Source organism: Pseudoalteromonas sp. NH0006-26 (assembly GCF_057552415.1).
In genome coordinates this window covers 82318-99934 of sequence record NZ_BAAJMJ010000012.1, presented here as the reverse complement: position 1 = coordinate 99934, position 17617 = coordinate 82318, and the positions used below count along the sequence as shown (strand labels likewise).

15 protein-coding genes are annotated in these 17617 nt (G+C 42.8%); 10 read left to right on the top strand and 5 right to left on the bottom strand.

Annotated features, from left to right (window positions below; all coding sequences use genetic code 11):
* Window positions 1-280: 280 nt before the first annotated feature.
* The gene (locus AC27JR_RS15465) at window positions 281-808 is read right to left on the bottom strand and encodes a sugar O-acetyltransferase (RefSeq protein ID WP_487174081.1); all 528 of its coding nucleotides are present in this window, start codon (window positions 806-808) and stop codon (window positions 281-283) included.
* A 162-nt stretch (window positions 809-970) separates the two neighbouring features.
* Between AC27JR_RS15465 and AC27JR_RS15460 the strand changes: the two genes are divergently transcribed.
* The 4 genes from AC27JR_RS15460 (at window position 971) to AC27JR_RS15445 (ending at window position 6403) form a co-directional block, all read left to right on the top strand.
* Window positions 971-1735, top strand: a complete 765-nt coding sequence (locus AC27JR_RS15460) for a DeoR/GlpR family DNA-binding transcription regulator (protein ID WP_008112788.1) — start codon at window positions 971-973, stop codon at window positions 1733-1735.
* A gap of 46 nt (window positions 1736-1781) precedes the next feature.
* Window positions 1782-3602 (top strand): glutamine--fructose-6-phosphate transaminase (isomerizing), encoded by a 1821-nt coding sequence (glmS, locus tag AC27JR_RS15455; RefSeq protein WP_008466748.1) that lies wholly within the window; start codon window positions 1782-1784, stop codon window positions 3600-3602.
* A gap of 110 nt (window positions 3603-3712) precedes the next feature.
* Window positions 3713-4900, top strand: a complete 1188-nt coding sequence (locus AC27JR_RS15450; RefSeq protein ID WP_487174080.1) for an alpha/beta hydrolase-fold protein — start codon at window positions 3713-3715, stop codon at window positions 4898-4900.
* A 204-nt stretch (window positions 4901-5104) separates the two neighbouring features.
* Window positions 5105-6403, top strand: coding sequence for a DEAD/DEAH box helicase (locus AC27JR_RS15445; RefSeq protein ID WP_487174079.1), 1299 nt, complete (start codon window positions 5105-5107; stop codon window positions 6401-6403).
* A gap of 69 nt (window positions 6404-6472) precedes the next feature.
* On the opposite strand, the gene AC27JR_RS15440 is transcribed toward AC27JR_RS15445, so the two are convergent.
* From AC27JR_RS15440 to cynR, 3 genes are all read right to left on the bottom strand, one after another.
* The gene (locus AC27JR_RS15440; protein ID WP_487174078.1) at window positions 6473-7375 is read right to left on the bottom strand and encodes a homocysteine S-methyltransferase family protein; all 903 of its coding nucleotides are present in this window, start codon (window positions 7373-7375) and stop codon (window positions 6473-6475) included.
* 164 nt (window positions 7376-7539) lie between these two features.
* On the bottom strand, window positions 7540-7785 hold the full coding sequence (locus AC27JR_RS15435; protein WP_008112798.1) for a DUF3297 family protein: 246 nt from the start codon (window positions 7783-7785) through the stop codon (window positions 7540-7542).
* A 100-nt stretch (window positions 7786-7885) separates the two neighbouring features.
* Window positions 7886-8779 (bottom strand): transcriptional regulator CynR, encoded by an 894-nt coding sequence (gene cynR / locus AC27JR_RS15430; RefSeq protein ID WP_487174077.1) that lies wholly within the window; start codon window positions 8777-8779, stop codon window positions 7886-7888.
* 106 nt (window positions 8780-8885) lie between these two features.
* On the opposite strand from cynR, the gene AC27JR_RS15425 reads away from it, so the two are divergent.
* The 6 genes from AC27JR_RS15425 (at window position 8886) to AC27JR_RS15400 (ending at window position 15705) form a co-directional block, all read left to right on the top strand.
* The gene (locus AC27JR_RS15425; protein WP_008112801.1) at window positions 8886-9545 is read left to right on the top strand and encodes a carbonic anhydrase; all 660 of its coding nucleotides are present in this window, start codon (window positions 8886-8888) and stop codon (window positions 9543-9545) included.
* Window positions 9546-9569: 24 nt separating this feature from the next.
* Window positions 9570-10040: a cyanase gene (gene cynS, locus AC27JR_RS15420; protein WP_008112803.1), complete on the top strand. Its 471-nt coding sequence runs from the start codon at window positions 9570-9572 to the stop codon at window positions 10038-10040.
* A 73-nt stretch (window positions 10041-10113) separates the two neighbouring features.
* The gene (locus AC27JR_RS15415; RefSeq protein ID WP_487174076.1) at window positions 10114-11316 is read left to right on the top strand and encodes a CynX/NimT family MFS transporter; all 1203 of its coding nucleotides are present in this window, start codon (window positions 10114-10116) and stop codon (window positions 11314-11316) included.
* Window positions 11317-11479: 163 nt separating this feature from the next.
* The gene (locus tag AC27JR_RS15410; RefSeq protein ID WP_487174075.1) at window positions 11480-13069 is read left to right on the top strand and encodes an alkaline phosphatase; all 1590 of its coding nucleotides are present in this window, start codon (window positions 11480-11482) and stop codon (window positions 13067-13069) included.
* A gap of 11 nt (window positions 13070-13080) precedes the next feature.
* Window positions 13081-14874 carry an alkaline phosphatase gene (locus AC27JR_RS15405; RefSeq protein ID WP_487174073.1) on the top strand — a complete coding sequence of 598 codons (1794 nt, stop codon included), beginning with the start codon at window positions 13081-13083 and terminating at the stop codon, window positions 14872-14874.
* 117 nt (window positions 14875-14991) lie between these two features.
* Window positions 14992-15705 (top strand): hypothetical protein, encoded by a 714-nt coding sequence (locus AC27JR_RS15400; protein WP_487174072.1) that lies wholly within the window; start codon window positions 14992-14994, stop codon window positions 15703-15705.
* Here the strand turns inward: AC27JR_RS15400 and AC27JR_RS15395 are convergent.
* Window positions 15680-17575, bottom strand: a complete 1896-nt coding sequence (locus AC27JR_RS15395) for a monovalent cation:proton antiporter-2 (CPA2) family protein (protein ID WP_487174071.1) — start codon at window positions 17573-17575, stop codon at window positions 15680-15682. The two genes, AC27JR_RS15400 and AC27JR_RS15395, sit on opposite strands and share 26 nt — an antisense overlap.
* Window positions 17576-17617 lie beyond the last annotated feature (42 nt).

Genomic DNA, 17617 nt, shown 5'->3' with positions numbered 1-17617 from the left:
AGCAGAAAAGTGAAATGCGCACACTCATCCAGCATCTATCGCGTAGGTTGGGCGAGCGAAGCGACTCCCGACGAATAAAGAGTTCAACATTTGTTATGTGGCTCTCTAGCGCTGTGGGCATTACGTCATTCTACTGCGTTGTCGCTACGAAGTAGCGCACCGACTCCAAATACAAGCAAGGCCGACTCTAAAGAGTCGGGCTTTTTTGCATCTGGAATAAAGTGAAAATACGGGTTCGAGATATAAGGGTAAATATGAGCCTAAGGCTTAACGATGATCCTTAGCACTTTCTTATTTCACGTGCTGGGTTGCCGGCAACCACGGTGTTTGATGCAATGCTCTTAGTTACCACTGAACCCGCACCAATAACAGCATTATCACCAATGGTAACACCAGCTAACACAATAACTCCCGCGCCAATCCATACGTTATTACCTATGGAGATTGGTGCTGTAAAGTTTTCTTTATTGAGGCGCTCAGTTGGGTTCACAGCATGCGAAACTGCTAATAGCTGAACATTAGGGCCAATTAAGCAGTCGCTACCAATCGTAATCACTCCTTCATTAATTGGTGCATCTAATACAGTGCAGTTAATGTTTATAAAAGTACGATCACCTATATGTATTTGACTGCCATAGTCACAATGAAAGCCCGCTTCAATAATTACTCCATCACCACAGTGTGAGCATAATTCTTTTATTCGCTTTAAATTACCTTTACTGGGGCTTTTATTAAATAAGCGGCAAATTTCGTGCACAGCTTTACGCTGCGTTAGACTCTCTTTACTAATACTATTAAATGGCTGCATATCAATTTTGTTTAACTTAAATAATGGTGTCTAGCTTAACCTACTTTGAGCATGATGATAATTTGAATAAAACTGCGCTTTTTTTATGCATTCACTTGCCATTTATTATGTTTCGTTTAAAATCCCCTAACTTTCGAAACGAAACTTAATGGTAGTTACTTAATGACCAAACGAAATACACAGCAACGCCGTCATCTGATCCTTAGCCAAGTAAATGAGCTTGGTGAAGTGGCTGTTGAGACCCTTGCTGAACAGTTTCAAACATCAGAAGTAACCATTCGGAAAGACTTAACCGCGCTTGAGAAAAGTGGCTTGTTGCTGCGCCGATATGGTGGAGCTATTGCGCTACCAAAAGAGATAGTAAGCGATGAGATCGATTCTAAGCGCAAAGTAGCCATTGCTAAAGCAGCAGCGGCGCTTATAAAAGATCATAACCGCATTATTATTGACAGCGGCCGCACCACTGCAGCGATGATCCCTGAGTTGGCTACCAAGCAGGGGTTAGTTGTTATGACTAACGCGATTAAAGTGGCAACACGTTTATTAGCACTTGAAAACGAGCCAACACTTTTGATGACAGGTGGAACGTGGGATCCGCATTCAGAATCGTTTCAAGGGCAAGTAGCTGAAAATGTTCTATGCTCATATGATTTTGATCAGCTATTTATAGGTGCCGATGGCATTGATGTAACGCGTGGAACAACTACGTTTAATGAACTTGTTGGATTAAGCCAAGTGATGGCTAAAGCTGCGCGCGAAGTTATTGTGCTGGTTGAGTCAGAAAAGATTGGCCGAAAAATACCAAATTTAGAATTACCGTGGCAAACAGTAACCACATTAATAACCGACAGTGGCTTAGCAAGTGATAAGCGTGCAGCCATAGAGGCGTGTGGTGTAAAACTAATTTGCGCAGAGATTATACAATAGCAACTACATCGTGAGTTGCTAGAATTAAAAAATTAATGGAGACACTATGTGTGGAATCGTTGGGGCTGTTGCAGAACGTCCAGTAAATAAAATCTTAGTTGAAGGCCTTAAGCGTCTTGAGTACCGCGGTTATGACTCAGCAGGTGTAGCTTTACTTGAAGGCAATACACTTAATACAGTTAAAGCAGTTGGTAAGGTTGTAAACTTAGAGTCAGCACTTGAACAAGCTGGTGTTAGCGGCCATACAGGTATTGCACACACTCGTTGGGCGACTCATGGCGGTGTAACTGAAGCTAATGCTCACCCACATGTTTCAAGCAATCAATTAGCGCTTGTACATAACGGTATTATTGAAAACCACGCAAGTTTGCGTGCAGCACTTAAAGGCGACGGTTACGAGTTTTTATCAGATACCGACACCGAAGTAATGGTGCATTTAATTCATCAGTTACGTCAGCAGCACACTACTTTATTAGCGTCAGTTCAAGCAGCTGTTAAACAGTTTGAAGGTGCATTTGGTACCGTTGTGTTTGATAAAGCGAATGATAACGAAATTATTGTAGCGCGCTCAGGTAGCCCGTTAGTTATTGGTTTAGGCCTTGGTGAAAACTTTATTGCTTCTGATCAACTTGCATTATTACCAGTAACTCGCAGCTTTATCTTCTTAGAAGAAGGTGATGTAGCGCGTATTACTCGCGACACTGTAGAAATTTTTGATGCAGATGGCAACGCGGTTGAGCGTGAAGTTGTTGAATCAAACATCACGCAAGATGCATCAGGTAAAGGTGATTACCGTCACTACATGCTAAAAGAAATTTATGAGCAGCCACTTGCAGTACGTAACACCCTTGAAGGACGTTTAAACGATGACCGCGTAGCTATTGATGCTTTTGGCGATAGCGCACAGCAAATATTTAAAGACGTAAAACACGTACAAATTATTGCCTGTGGTACGTCATACCACTCAGGTATGGTTGCTCGTTACTGGCTTGAGCAATTTGCAGGTGTTAGTTGTAACGTAGAGATTGCCTCTGAGTTCCGTTACCGTCAGTCGTTTGTACATGAAAATAGCCTACTAGTAACTATTTCACAATCAGGCGAAACGGCGGATACATTAGCAGCACTTCGTTTAGCCAAAGAGCAAGGCTACATGGGGTCAATGACTATTTGTAACGTACCTGGCTCATCGCTTGTACGCGAATCAGATCTTGCCTTTATGACTAAAGCCGGTGCTGAAATTGGTGTAGCCTCTACTAAAGCATTTACTACACAGCTTGTTGGTTTGTTGATGCTTACAGCGTCTATTGCGCAAGAGAAAGGGCTAGATCAAAGTGCGATTGTTAACGCTATTAAATTACTTCCTGCTAAATTAGAAGAAACGCTACTATTGGCTGATGGCATTGCAGACCTTGCTGAAGAATTTGCTGATAAGCACCACTCATTGTTTTTAGGGCGCGGGTCGCAATACCCAATTGCAATGGAAGGCGCGCTTAAGCTTAAAGAGATTTCATACATTCACGCTGAAGCTTATGCAGCAGGTGAGCTTAAACATGGCCCATTAGCACTGATTGATGCCGACATGCCAATTATTGTTGTAGCACCAAACAACGAGCTGCTTGAAAAGCTTAAATCAAACGTAGAAGAAGTACGTGCACGTGGCGGCATCATCTATGTATTCGCTGATAAAGACTCACACTTTGAGTCAGACGACACAATGCGTGTAATCAACGTAAACCACGTAGATGACGTAATTGCCCCTGTTGTATATACAATTCCACTACAGTTGCTGTCGTACTATGTAGCGGTCATTAAAGGCACAGATGTTGACCAACCACGTAACTTAGCAAAATCGGTTACAGTTGAATAAAATCAACAGGTTATAGATTTTGATTAATGTTAAAAAAGCGCTTAAGGCGCTTTTTTTGTGCCTGAAAGTCTGTTAGCTTAAGTAACTTATTATTCTCTAAGGGATTAGTCATGCGTTTTTTAACCGTCATTTGTTTTGTTAGCTTTTTTGCTTTTAGTTCACAAAGTGCCTTTGCACAATCTGACACTAAACAGCAAAGTACAGATTACTCTGTGCACACGCACACTATTAAATCGGCTGTTTTAAACGAAGAGCGCACAGTTGTTGTGCAGTTACCAAAGAGCTACCAAGCTGAGCCAAAGAAGGTATATCCTGTTATATATCGCTTAGATGGGGCGGGTAATATACCGCTTGCCAGTGCTGTTATTGAGCGTTTACAAAATGATAATCGTGCGCCTGAGGTAATTATTGTCGCTATTGAAAACACTAATCGACTTAGAGATTTTTACCCTACAGTTAATAAAGAGCCACAGGGCCCAGTTGGCGAAGGAGGCGGTGCAGCAACGTTTTTAGCTTTCTTTGAGCAAGAGCTCATTCCTTTAGTAAATAAGAATTATCGCACGCATGACTATAAGGTTATATCTGGTGCCTCCGCTGGAGGTGTATTTGCGCTATATGCGTTGCAGGCCAAACCTGAATTATTCCAAGCACATATTGCTTATAGCCCCGCAGTTTGGTGGAATTATGGTGCAATGGTAAAAAGTACAAAATCGTTTATAGCTAAAACGAAAGACCTTAACAGTTACGTTTACACCAATATTGGCGAAGAAGCCGGCATAATGCGTGAAAGGTACGATGAATTGCAGCAATCACTGCAATCGCATAAAGTGCGAGGGTTACGCTTTTTTAGTGATGCGTTTGATGGTATCTCGCATGGCTTAACCTCTGCTGCAGGCATATTTAATGCCTATTACAACTTATTTTTACCTAAACAAATGCCTATCAGTGCTTTAACTGATGATGTAGCCTCTATTGATGCTTATTATCAAACATTATCTCAGCAATGGGGTGAGCAAATATCTCCACCAGATCGCGCTGTTAGATTACTTGGTTATAACTTAACGGACAGCAAGCAGTTTACCCGTGCTATAGAGGTGTTTAAGTACAATATAAAAAATCACCCCAAATCAGTCGATGCGCTTTCTGCCTTATCATATGGCTATGAAATGCAGGGTGATACTCGCCAAGCGCTTAAACAGATGGAGTCTGCATTAGCCATTGCAGATGACTCATATCCTTATTTCAATTACTTAAAAGAAACTAGGGTTAGGTTGCAAGCAGAACTTAGCAAGAACTAATAATATTGCCAACTTAGTTGTTGGCTTTTTATGAAAGCCTCTTTAAGTTTGGAGTGCTCACGGTGACAGTCAAATTTCCTCGTAGCTTGTAGCTCGACGCTCGCAGTCATTACTTAAACCACATTTAAATCACTAACCCCTACTTAACGGACAGTAAATGCGCTAAAATTGCAGGCTATTTTTAGTAATGAGCCCGCACCTTTTATGACCTCAGCCGCAAATCCTAGTAATTTCAACGAACTTGGCCTAATTCCAGAGCTATTAGCTCGATTGTCTGATCTTGAATACACGCAACCTACGCCGATTCAGGCTAAAGCAATTCCAAGTATCCTGGCGGGAAGTGACTTAATTGCAGGAGCGAATACTGGCTCTGGTAAAACAGCAACCTTTGCTTTGCCTATGCTACAAACCCTATTTTTAGCGCAAGGTGCTAAAAAAGCAGCGAGCAAAGGTAACTTTGTTTCAGGGCTTATTTTGGTACCTACACGTGAGCTGGCAGTGCAAGTGGCTGATAGCGTTAAATCGTATTCTGCTAACTTCAATGGCGCGATTAAAACGGTGGCGGTATTTGGTGGTGTGTCGGTTAATACCCAAATGCAGGCACTACGTGGTGGTGCCGATATTATCGTGGCAACCCCAGGGCGTTTACTCGATTTAATATCAAGCAATGCTATTAAGCTTGATAAAGTTTCAACCGTAGTGCTTGATGAAGCTGATCGCATGTTAAGCCTTGGCTTTACTGAAGAGCTTGCTGAGCTATTAGCGCTTATGCCTGCTAAAAAACAAACCATGTTGTTTTCAGCGACTTTCCCAGAGCAAGTCACACAATTAACGCAAGAGCTGTTAACCAACCCTGTTGAAATACAAGTGCAAAGTAAAGATGAAAGCACCTTAGTACAGCGCGTATTTACGGTTAATAAAGGCGAAAAAACCACGGTTTTAGCGCATTTAATAAAAGCGCATAAATGGCGCCAAGCGCTTATTTTTGTCAACGCTAAAAAAGATTGTGAGCACTTAGCCAGCAAACTTGAAAAACGTGGCGTTAACGCACAAGTATTCCATGGTGATAAAGGCCAAAGTGAACGTACCCGAGTAATCGAAAAGTTTAAAGATGGCGAAATAGAGGTGTTAATTGCCACCGACATTGCCGCCCGTGGTTTAGATATTGAAAAGCTACCAGTAGTAATTAACTTTAACTTACCGCGTAGCCCTGCTGATTACATGCACCGTATTGGCCGAAGCGGCCGTGCAGGTGAAGTAGGTTTAGCGCTATCACTGATTGATTTTGAAGACTTTCATCACTTTAGAATTATTGAAAAGAAAAACAAACTACGTTTAGAGCGCGAAGAGGTAACAGGTTTTACTGTAAACCAAGCGAATCTTGATGCAGCTGATGCGCTTAAAAACGACAAACCCATGGCCAAGCCTGAAGGCACTGGTAAGAAAAAGAAGAAAAATAAAGCCAACCCAGAAGATGATGTGTGGAGTGGCTGGCGTAAGTAAAAGTTAAGATAATAAAGCCGACATTTGTCGGCTTTATTGTTTATTAATCCTCAAATGCAGTCATTAAAATTAAAGCGCTTCAATATCGCTTTTCCACTTTACCAGCGCTTTTATGAATTCGGGGCCAATACCACAGCAGCCGCCAATAATTGTTGCGCCTAGGCTATGCCATTGTTTAGCAAATTCTACATACTCAGCAGGTGATAAATCGCGGTAACCTTGCGAGCCTTCATTAGCTTTATAGTCGCTGGCGATTGGTGTAAAACCATTCGCAAAGGCTCCTAAATCAAGATGTTTATTTTGCTGTTTTAGCACGCGATTAGTGTCGCGCAGCGCTTGTTCAATAACCTCGGGAATAGAGCAGTTAAAGAATATGCCCGCTATATTATATTCGAGCAGTGCTAGGATAGCGTCTGATACTAATTCACCAGAGCGCAATGTCGCTTGTTCGCTTACTTCATCACTTAGGGTAAATGCGTAATAACATGGCTTGTTTGAATTCTTCAGTACGCTTGCCATTACCCGCGCTTCTTCAATGTTTGATATGGTTTCACCAATCCAGATGTCTACATATTCATCCTGTGCTTTATAAAGGGTATCTAAAATAGTAAATGCGCGATCACTTTGGAAAAAATCAGCACGATACGAGCCAAAGGCAGGAGGCAGTGAGCCGGCAACGAGTACCGTTTGCTTTGCGTTTTGAGTCACCTTTTTTGCAATAACCGCTGCTTGCTCAGCAAGCGCAGCACCTTTTGCTTGGTAAAGCGTTTCACCCAAGTGAAAGGGTACACATGCATAGCTGTTAACAGTAATTATTTCAGCGCCAGCATCTATAAAACCTTGGTGTGCTTGGGTTACACATTGCGGTGCTTCTATTAAAGCTTGCGCACTCCACAGTGGCTGTGAAAACGGCGCGCCCATGCGTTTAAGTTCACGCCCCATACCGCCATCTAATATTGTTAACTTGCTCATAATGGACTTCTAAACGTCTAAATAATTAAGGCTATTCAAACATACTTTTTGAAAATTCATAATGAAACTTCATCAGGTTTAACATGAAAAAAACTCAATGCTTTTAAACAGACACAAAAAAAGCGACTACCCAAAGGTGTCGCTTTGTTTTAATAAGGCTTAGCTTACTTATAAAACGCTTCTACAGTGCCTTTTACTTTCATAAGTAATGGCTGGCCGCGACGGTCTAGCGCTTTAGGTGCCGCTACTTTTATCCAACCTTCGCTGATGCAGTACTCTTCAACGTCAAAACGCTCTTTACCGTTAAGTGTAATACCGATTTCATGTTCAAATACTTCTTCTACATAAAATTTGCTACGTGGGTTAATAGACAGTTGATTAGGTAATTCTGGTTTGTTTGTATCAGTCATAATAGTGATCTGCGTTGAATTAATTATGCGCTATTGTAGGCAATAGCTGGCTTATGCTCAAGCACGAGATCAATAAACTAAGTGGCTTTTATGTATATAGCTAAGAGCGGGTGTTTATAAGTGCTGCGGTATGATGCGCTTGGTTAATAAACGCTGTTGTTGCTGCACTTTGATAGCTCCCATGACGCTGCAATATAACGGCAGTGCGCTTTAATAGCGACGGCGCAAGTGTGATCGCTGTGAGCTCCTCATGTTTACTGGCAATATTTGAAGGTAATAGTGTGGCTAATTGGGTATAACGCACTATTTCAATAACTGCGCTGAGTGAATTAGCCTCCATAAGCACATTTGGTTGCACGTTATGCTGACGGCAATGGCGCTCTATTTGTTCGCGCGTTGCAAATTCATTACTCAGCAACACCAGTGATTGCACATTGAGCGTATGCAAATCAATCGAGCTTTGCTGCGCTAACTCATGCTGCTTATTAACCACCAATGCGAGTGTTTCTTCTAGTAAATTATGTGCTTCTATATCTGCACTATGGCTGCCTTCAAAGGCAATGCCTAGGTCAAACTCATCATCAAGTAGGCGTTTTTCCATCCGATCTTGCGACATTTCTTCCATGCTTAAGCTGATATTAGGGTGTTGCTGATGAAACGCTTTAATTAAGGGTCCAATAAGATAGGTTGTAAAGGTGGGTGTAATGGCCACTCTTAATGCACCTCGGCTGAGGTTTTTTACATCATGAATAGCTCGCTTTCCCTCTGCTAAATCCTGCAATGCTTTTTGTGCATAGCGGGCATATACCTCACCGGCATCGGTTAATTTTACGCTGCGACCTGAGCGGTCAAATAAAGGTGCACCGAGAGTTTCTTCAAGCTGTTTAATTTGCTGCGATAGCGCCGGTTGCGACACATACAAGGAAGCTGCCGCCTTAGTGAAGTTTTGGTGCTTGGCAACCGCCAAAAAGTAATTGATATGACGCAGTATCATGGCTCTACTATAAGTATTTCTTATCGCTATCATAATATACCAGTCTTTTACCTTATTAAAAAGCGGGCGTATTATTCATTGCATCAACAACACAGAGACACCCATTATGAAAGATATCATTGAAGGTTTTTTAAAGTTTCACACTGATGCATTCCCAGAGCGTGCCGATTTATTTAAAAATTTGGCGACTAAGCAAAATCCACGCACTTTGTTTATTTCATGTTCTGACAGTCGTTTAGTGCCAGAGTTGGTAACTCAACGAGAACCTGGTGGATTATTTGTTATTCGTAATGCTGGGAATATTGTTCCTTCATATGGGCCTGAGCCGGGGGGAGTGTCTGCTTCTGTGGAGTACGCGGTTACTGCATTAAAAGTAACGGATGTGGTTATTTGTGGCCACTCTGATTGCGGCGCCATGACAGCAATTGCAACCTGCAAATGTATGGACCATATGCCTGCTGTTGGCAGTTGGCTGCGCTATGCCGACTCAGCCCGTATTGTCAATGAAGCACGTAATCATGCAAATGAACGTGAACGCATAGCAGCGATGGTTCGTGAAAATGTTATCGCACAACTTGAAAATATTAAAACTCATCCATCAGTTCGTTTAGCCCTAGGCGAAGGCCGTTTAGCCTTGCATGGCTGGGTTTACGATATTGAATCGGGTGGTATTGACGCCCTAAATGGCAATACCAATACGTTTGTTTCCCTTGCTGAGCATACTGATGTTCGTGCATACCCAACTCAGCTTCCTGTAGCTGTATAACCAACCATTGTAAGAGGTACTATTATGATCCAATCTCAAGTGAGCAACACTGCACGTTTAGCATTAACTGATACAATTATTGCGGCAAAAGCAGAAAAAAATCTGTCGTTTGAACAAATTGCACAAGGTACAGGTTTAAGCGATGTATATGTAACTGCGGCATTACTGGGGCAACACCCATTACCAGCAGAAGCGGCACAGCAGGTAGCTAATACGCTTGGTTTAGACGACAGTGCAGTTGAATTACTTAAAGCAATTCCACTGCGTGGTAGCGTAGAAAACAATATGCCTACCGATCCAACTATTTATCGTTTTTACGAAATGATGCAAGTATACGGCACAACATTTAAAGCCTTAGTACATGAACAATTTGGTGACGGTATTATTAGTGCAATTAACTTTAAAGTAGATATGAAAAAAGTAGAAGATCCAGAAGGAGGATCGCGCGCAGTGCTCACCCTTGATGGTAAGTTCTTGCCTTACAAGCCTTTCTAAACACTTTATAATACTTATTCATAACAGTCGGTGCTTTGCACCGGCTTTTTTAGGTTATTAAGGATGATTTTTCATGAATACACATGCTAGGCCTGCTACTGCTAGTACATCAACCTTCTCACTGCTTTGGCCGATGTTAATTATTGCGATACTGGCGATGACATTACGCCCGACCCTAACCTCAGCTGGTCCTGTGCTGGATGATATTCGCTTAGCCACTGGTCTTGGCTTACAGGGGGCGTCATTATTAACCGTATTGCCAATGTTTTGTATGGGCGTGTTCCCCTTGTTACTGCCTTGGCTTGGGCGTTATTTAAGTGAAAATGCGTGGATAGCAGGAGGCTTATTTGCCATTGCATTAGCAGGCGTTTGGCGGCTATGGCTTGGCAGTGGTTGGGAATTAATTATCTCTGCATTAGTGGGCGGTACTGGTATTGCAATCGTGCAAGCAATGGCACCTGGTATTGTTAAGCGTTGGTATCCGCAGCGAGTGCCAGTTGCCATGGGCGTTTACTCAGCTTCATTAATGGCGGGTGGTGGAATGGCCGCTATACTCACACCGCTAGTGGCAAAGCATTATAATAGCTGGCAAGCAGGGCTTGGCATGTGGTTTATTATTCCTGTCATTGCCATGCTACTGTGGTGGTTAAGACCGCGCGAGCATATGGAAGCCAAGCATAGCAGTGTTAAACGAAACTTTTTTATTAACCAGCGAGCATGGTTACTTGCAGCCTATTTTGGTTTGGCTAATGGTGGTTACGCATGCATGATTGCATGGCTACCCAGTTATGCGCAAAACCTAGGCTGGAGTGCACAGCATAGCGGTGAACTTATTGGTGTTATGACTGTGTTTCAGGTTATTGGTGCGTTAGGTGCGCCACTACTTTCATCAACTCGCATAGATAGACGACCTTGGTTATTAGCTGCCGTTGTTTTTCAGCTGGTGGGTTTTATTGGTTTAATTGTATTACCTGAGCCAATGATGAATGTTTGGGTCGGGCTTATTGGGTGTGGCTTAGGCGCGTGTTTTTCGCTAACGCTAACCGTGGCGCTCGATCATTTAGCTAATCCTAAATTGGCCGGTGTGCTAACTGCATTTGTACAAGGTGTTGGATTTATTATTACTGCAATTATTCCTTACGCAGCAGGCGTATTGCTTGATTTAACCCATAGTTATCAGGCGTCTTGGTTAATGCTAGTGATCACCCAAATAGCTATGTTAAGTATGACCACAAGGTTCTCCCCAGCAAGTTATGTTAAAGCAATGGGGGATTAACGCTCCACGGGTTCCTGTCTTTTTGGCTGCTAGTGTATGGCAGCCGTCATTTTTTGTTCATCAAAATTACCTTTATTAGTCATATCTGTTTTTTATAGTGCAGCGGTTGATGTTTTTGAGCTCACAGTTTTTAAAAATAACCACTACATAATGGGAATTACGGATGAAAATTAAAAAAGTCGCTGCGGCAATCGCACTCACCTGTGCGTTTAGTGCCGTTAGTCATGCCAATGTTCTACCGCAAAGTCAAAAAGACAGCAGCTGGTACAGTGCCGCACAAACAAAACTAACAACTAAAACAACGCAAGCACAAGCGGTTAAAAGCACCAAAGCTAAAAATGTAATTTTATTTGTTGGCGATGGCATGGGTATTTCTACCTTAACAGCGGCGCGTATTTTACAAGGTCAACGAAACAACCAGCTCGGTGAAGAAGGCTATTTAAGCTTTGAAAAATTCCCGTATTCAGCACAAGTTAAAACCTACAATGTTGACGCACAAACGCCAGATTCAGCAGGCACTATGACAGCAATGATCTCAGGGGTAAAAACCGATGTGGGTGTTATTGGAGTTGATGAGAAGGTTGAACGTGGTAACTGTGCAACGGCTATCGGTAATGAGTTATTAACAGCCACAGAGCTGGCTGAAATTAAAGGCTTAGCCACCGGAGTTATTTCCACTGCACGTATCACTCACGCAACACCGGGTGCAACGTATGCTAAATCGGCTGATCGCAACTGGGAAGATATCTCAGACATGCCTGAGGCAGCAGTTAATGCAGGCTGTGAAGATATTGCCTCACAGCTAGTTAACTTTGAAAAAAACCTAGAAGCGCGTTTTATAGGTACCGATGTTGATGGCTTAGACTTTGTAATGGGTGGCGGCCGTCGTCACTTTTTACCTAAAGATGCATCTGCAAATTCAAATGATGCAATGAGCGCCGTAGAAGGCGATCGTACTGATGAGCGCAACCTTGTTACTGAATGGCAAACACAATATCCAAATGGCACTTATGTGATGGATCAAGCTGGATTTGATGCTATTGCTGATGATGCAACTCAAGTCTTTGGCTTATTTAACGAATCGCACATGCAATACGAAGCTGGCCGTGCCAACGATATAGCTGGTGAGCCGTCGCTTACCGATATGACAACCAAAGCGATTGATGTACTGGGTAAAAACGAAAAAGGGTTTTTCTTAACCGTAGAGTCGGGCCGTATTGACCATGCTCACCATGCGGGTAATGCTTTTAACGCACTTAACGACACTATTGAATTTGCAAAAGCCGTTCAAGCTGCCGTTGATAACACCGACCCTGAAGAAACGCTTATTTTAGTTACAGCCGATCACAGCCATGTATTTACTATTGCGGGTTACCCTAAACGCGGTAATCCAATTTTAGGTAAAGTGGTTGGTGTTGGCAAAACTACACCAACGTTAGCGGCCGATAATATGCCATACACCACCGTTGGGTATGCTAATGGTCTCGGTTTTAGAAACTTAGTTGATGAAACAGATGCGGACGCAAGCTATGAAACAGCTGCGGTTGCAGGACGTGTTGAGCTAAATGGTGTTGATACAAATACGCCAGGTTTTCACCAAGAGGCTACTGTTCCACTTGGTTCTGAAACGCATGCAGGTGAAGATATTTCATTGCATGCAATGGGCCCAGGTGCTCACCTTGCTCAAGGTGTTATAGAACAAAACGTTGTATTTCATTTAATTAATCAAGCTCTTGAACTAACTCAGCAATAATGGCGGCTCACATGAATAAATTAACAGTACTTTCTTTAGCAGTAATGGTCGCATTAACTGGGTGTTCGAGTGATGACGACAAAAACAGTAATAATATTTTAGCGGTAGATAACCAAATCGCAGTAGGCTCAGCACAATGTGTTAATGGCGGCGTAGAAACGCAAAGCGGTGTTGATACCAATACTAATGGGCAATTAGAGAGCAGCGAAGTAACGCACACTAACTTAGTATGTAACGACCCAGCTACCTCATTAACGAGTGAACAGCTCGCTTCATTAAGTAACAATGCTTGGTTTAGCGACGCACAAACTAAACTTGCTAGTGCGCAAAATGCTGCAAGTAAAGTGGTAACTGAATCAGGTAAAGCGAAAAACGTGATCTTGTTTGTTGGTGATGGTATGGGTATTTCTACTATAACAGCGGCGCGTATTTTAGCGGGGCAATTGCAGGGTGAAATGGGTGAAGATCACCAATTAAGCTTTGAAACCATGCCGTACTCTGGGTTTGTAAAAACCTATAACGTAGATGCACAAACACCTGATTCTGCCGGTACGATGACAGCAATGGCCTCTGGTGTAAAAACCGATGTGGGTGTAATTGGTATTGATGAAGCGGTTGAGCGTGGTAATTGTGCATCAGGCAAAGGGCGTGAGCTTGTTACTTCGTTAGAGCTTGCTGAAATTGCCGGTAAATCTACCGGTATTGTTTCTACGGCACGTATTACCCATGCAACGCCTGCGGCAACTTATGCTAAGTCGGCTGATCGTAACTGGGAAGATATTTCAGATATGCCAACTTCAGAGTCAGCCAATTGTGAAGATATTGCCTCACAGCTGGTTAATTTTGAAAAGAACTTAGAAGCCCGTTTTAGTGGTGTTGATGTAGACGGAATCGAAGTGGTTATGGGTGGCGGGCGTCGTCATTTTTTACCTAAAGATGCAGCCTTTAATTCTGCAGATGCGGTGAGTGCTGTTGAAGGCGACCGTACTGATGCGCGTAATTTAGTGACAGAATGGCAAACAACTTACCCGACTGGTACTTACGTAATGGATCAAACTGGGTTTGATGCCATTAGCGATGATGCCACAAAGGTATTTGGTTTATTTAACGAATCGCACATGCAATACGAAGCAGACCGCGGTAACGATATCGCTGGTGAGCCTTCGCTATCGCAAATGACCGAAAAAGCTATTAATGTTTTAGATAACAATGATAAAGGTTTTTTCTTAACAGTAGAGTCGGGCCGTATTGATCACGCCCACCATGCGGGTAACGCTTACAATGCATTAAACGACACTATTGAGTTAGCGAATGCAGTAAAAGTGGCGATGGAAAATACTAACCCAGAAGAAACACTAATCGTGGTCACGGCCGATCACAGCCATGTGTTTACTATTGCGGGTTACCCTAAGCGTGGCAACCCAATATTGGGTAAAGTGGTTGGTGTAGGCCAAACTGAGCCAAGTTTAGCTGCCGATGATATGCCTTATACTACGGTTGGTTACACTAATGGTGGTGGCTTTAGAGACTTAGGCAATGAAACCGATGCAGATGAAGGATATAACTTTGCACCCGTTACAGGGCGCGTTGATTTAAGCAATGTTGATACTACAACGCCGGGCTTTCACCAAGAAGCACTGGTGCCACTATCATCAGAAACCCATGCGGGTGAAGATGTGGGTGTGTATGCAACCGGACCTGGTGCCCACTTAGTAACAGGCACTAATGAGCAAAGCTTTTTGTTCCATGTTATGGATTTTGCTGCTGATTTTGTAAAAGCGGCGGATGAAAAAGTAGCGCAATAAATTAACTAGCTAAACAAACAGCCCGCATACTGTGCGGGCTTTTTTGTGTCATACAAATGCCATTATTAGGCGGTATGTTAGAGCCATAAAGTAATGTTTAACCAAGAGATTACCCCAATGAAAAAGCTATTATTTATATTCTCAGCACTGGCCAGCACGAGTGCGCTTGCCCAGCAGTGCGACATTGATGCTGCGCAACTAAAAGCCGACTATAAAATTACCAATCAGCACAAATCGCAGCACAGCACCCAGTCACTTACTCTTTGGCGAAACAATCAGCAGGTGGCGCATCAAAGTGAAACACTAACCGAGCTTTGGCAGCAGCTAAGTAATAACCAGCTTCGTCCTATTCGTTATTTTAATGCCGAGCAACGCGGTATTGAGTACCAACCATCGGAGGTACGTGGAGTGCAAAATTGGAGCGCCAAAAGTCAGCTGGTGGATAACCATTTAATTGCAAAAATGACCCTAGTCAGTTCACAAGGTGAGGGTTGTAATGAGGTAAAAAATTATGTGCTTAATAAGGGCGATAACCAATTTAAGCTGGCTTTTCTCCCGCAAGCAAAATTAGTTAAAACTTTTAGTGTGACTAATAAAAAAAGTGATACTCAAACCTTGCTTAGCTTAAATGATGTAAACAGTGATAAACCAGCAATTAAGGCTCAGTTTGCAAAGTGGGATAACTTTCAAACCACCGATTACGCCGATATTGGCGATAACGAAAGCGATCCATTTTTAGCTAAAATGATTAACCTAGGTTTTATAGAGCACGGCGCTACTGGTTTTTATAATCAGCAAGGCGAGGCTATTCAAGGTGGGCATCATCATTAGCATTTTTTGGCTTAACCGTGCTCTCAGTTAAGCCATTTTCATAATCGTTGGCGTCACAGGTATTTAAGTTTTGCCGTGCTTGTTTATCTTGTTGTAATACCTGCTTTAAATCTTCCATACGTTGGCGCACGGCTACGCCATAACTGGCATCATCACCCCATAACTCGGCAAGTTGCAGTACCGCAGCACGGTCGTGATCTCTAAATAACTTACCAGCACGCTTAGCGTCTTCTTTACTATTACCAAGCAATTGCAACGATTCTATGGCCAGGTTTATGGCTGAGTCGACGGTTTCGCGGTTAAACGCATTCACTTTTAAATTAAGTAATTGATATGCATGGCGGCGGTCTATGGCGCGCGCCACTATTTTTAATTGGGGGTAGTTTTTATGCGCCAGCTTAATAATCTCAATAGTTTTATCTGGGTCATCAATCGCCACAACCAGCATTTGTGCTGTATGCGCGCCCGCGGCTTCAAGCAGTTCTTGGCGTGCCGCATCACCATAAAATACGGTATTACCAAAGCGGCGCAGCAGTTCTATTTGGCTTGGGCTGTGATCAAGTACGGTAATTTCGTAGCCTTGCGCATGTAATAAACGCCCCATAATTTGCCCAAAACGGCCGTATCCGGCAATGATCACATGCTTAGCTGTGCTTATTTGTTCTGGTTTATCAAATTCGGGTGCCGTGCTGCTATAGCTACGCTTTTGCATTTGCTCATACAACATCAGTAGTAAAGGCGCTATTAGCATAGAAACGGCAACCACAAGGGTAACTAAATTGGTTTGCTCTGGGGTTAAAATACTCAAGGTGGTGGTTACACTAAGCAGCACAAACGCAAACTCGCCGCCCTGAGCAAGGGCTAAGGTAAATAGCAGTTGCTGTTTACGACTAATATTAAAAGCCATTGCCAAGGCAAGTAAAATACAGGCTTTAATGACAATTAATAGCACCACTAGGGCAATCACGGTACTGAACTGATTAAACAGCAGTTCAAAATTAATTGATGCACCAACCGTGATAAAAAATAGTCCCAGTAATAAGCCTTTAAAGGGTTCTATATCGGCTTCTAGCTCGTGTCTAAATTCACTTTCGGCCAATACAACTCCGGCTAAAAAAGTACCCAGTGCGGGCGATAAGCCAATACTTTGCATCACCAGCGAAATAGCCACCACTAAAAACAATGCAAAAATTGTGAATATTTCACGCATGTGGGTTTGTGCTATGTATCTAAATAGTGGTGCCGACACATATTTACCGCCAGCAATGATAGCGGCAATAACAGCAACAGAAACCCCAACTTGCTGCCAAATAGGCCAGCCTGCAATGATGGAGTCGCTAATGTCTTTTGAGTTACCTTGTGGTGCAAAAGCCAGTAAAGGGAGCAGCGCTAAAATAGGAATAATCGCAATATCTTGAAATAATAAAACCGAAAATGCATTTTGCCCAGCTTCTTGTTTTAACCAGCCTTTTTCTTCTAAGCTTTGCAGCACAATAGCAGTTGAAGACAGTGCGAGCATTAAGCCTATAGCCAGTGCTGTTTGCCAATGCATGGCAAAAAACCAATAACAAAAGGCAAAAATAGCCGCTGCACTTAATACTACCTGCAATCCGCCAAGCCCTAAAATTGAGTGGCGCAGAGTCCACAAACGCGAAGGTTGCAGTTCAAGGCCAACTAAAAATAACATCATCACAACGCCAAATTCAGCAAAGTGCATTACATCAGTTTGGTCACCTACGACTCCTAATGCATAAGGGCCTATCAAAATGCCAGCAATTAAATAACCCAGCACAGAGCCAAGTCCAAGTCGTTTTGCTATAGGAACTGCAACAATGGCGGCAGCTAAGTAAATTAACGCTATTTCTAACACATGCTTACCTTATTAACGTTGAGATAAATAGCATGGCTTAGG

Bases quoted from the DNA above. Each gene is read 5' to 3' on its own strand.
- AC27JR_RS15465 (WP_487174081.1), bottom strand. From the start codon at position 808: ATGCAGCCATTTAATAGTATTAGTAAAGAGAGTCTAACGCAGCGTAAA.
- AC27JR_RS15460 (WP_008112788.1), top strand. From the start codon at position 971: ATGACCAAACGAAATACACAGCAACGCCGTCATCTGATCCTTAGCCAA.
- glmS (WP_008466748.1), top strand. From the start codon at position 1,782: ATGTGTGGAATCGTTGGGGCTGTTGCAGAACGTCCAGTAAATAAAATC.
- AC27JR_RS15450 (WP_487174080.1), top strand. From the start codon at position 3,713: ATGCGTTTTTTAACCGTCATTTGTTTTGTTAGCTTTTTTGCTTTTAGT.
- AC27JR_RS15445 (WP_487174079.1), top strand. From the start codon at position 5,105: ATGACCTCAGCCGCAAATCCTAGTAATTTCAACGAACTTGGCCTAATT.
- AC27JR_RS15440 (WP_487174078.1), bottom strand. From the start codon at position 7,375: ATGAGCAAGTTAACAATATTAGATGGCGGTATGGGGCGTGAACTTAAA.
- AC27JR_RS15435 (WP_008112798.1), bottom strand. From the start codon at position 7,785: ATGACTGATACAAACAAACCAGAATTACCTAATCAACTGTCTATTAAC.
- cynR (WP_487174077.1), bottom strand. From the start codon at position 8,779: ATGATACTGCGTCATATCAATTACTTTTTGGCGGTTGCCAAGCACCAA.
- AC27JR_RS15425 (WP_008112801.1), top strand. From the start codon at position 8,886: ATGAAAGATATCATTGAAGGTTTTTTAAAGTTTCACACTGATGCATTC.
- cynS (WP_008112803.1), top strand. From the start codon at position 9,570: ATGATCCAATCTCAAGTGAGCAACACTGCACGTTTAGCATTAACTGAT.
- AC27JR_RS15415 (WP_487174076.1), top strand. From the start codon at position 10,114: ATGAATACACATGCTAGGCCTGCTACTGCTAGTACATCAACCTTCTCA.
- AC27JR_RS15410 (WP_487174075.1), top strand. From the start codon at position 11,480: ATGAAAATTAAAAAAGTCGCTGCGGCAATCGCACTCACCTGTGCGTTT.
- AC27JR_RS15405 (WP_487174073.1), top strand. From the start codon at position 13,081: ATGAATAAATTAACAGTACTTTCTTTAGCAGTAATGGTCGCATTAACT.
- AC27JR_RS15400 (WP_487174072.1), top strand. From the start codon at position 14,992: ATGAAAAAGCTATTATTTATATTCTCAGCACTGGCCAGCACGAGTGCG.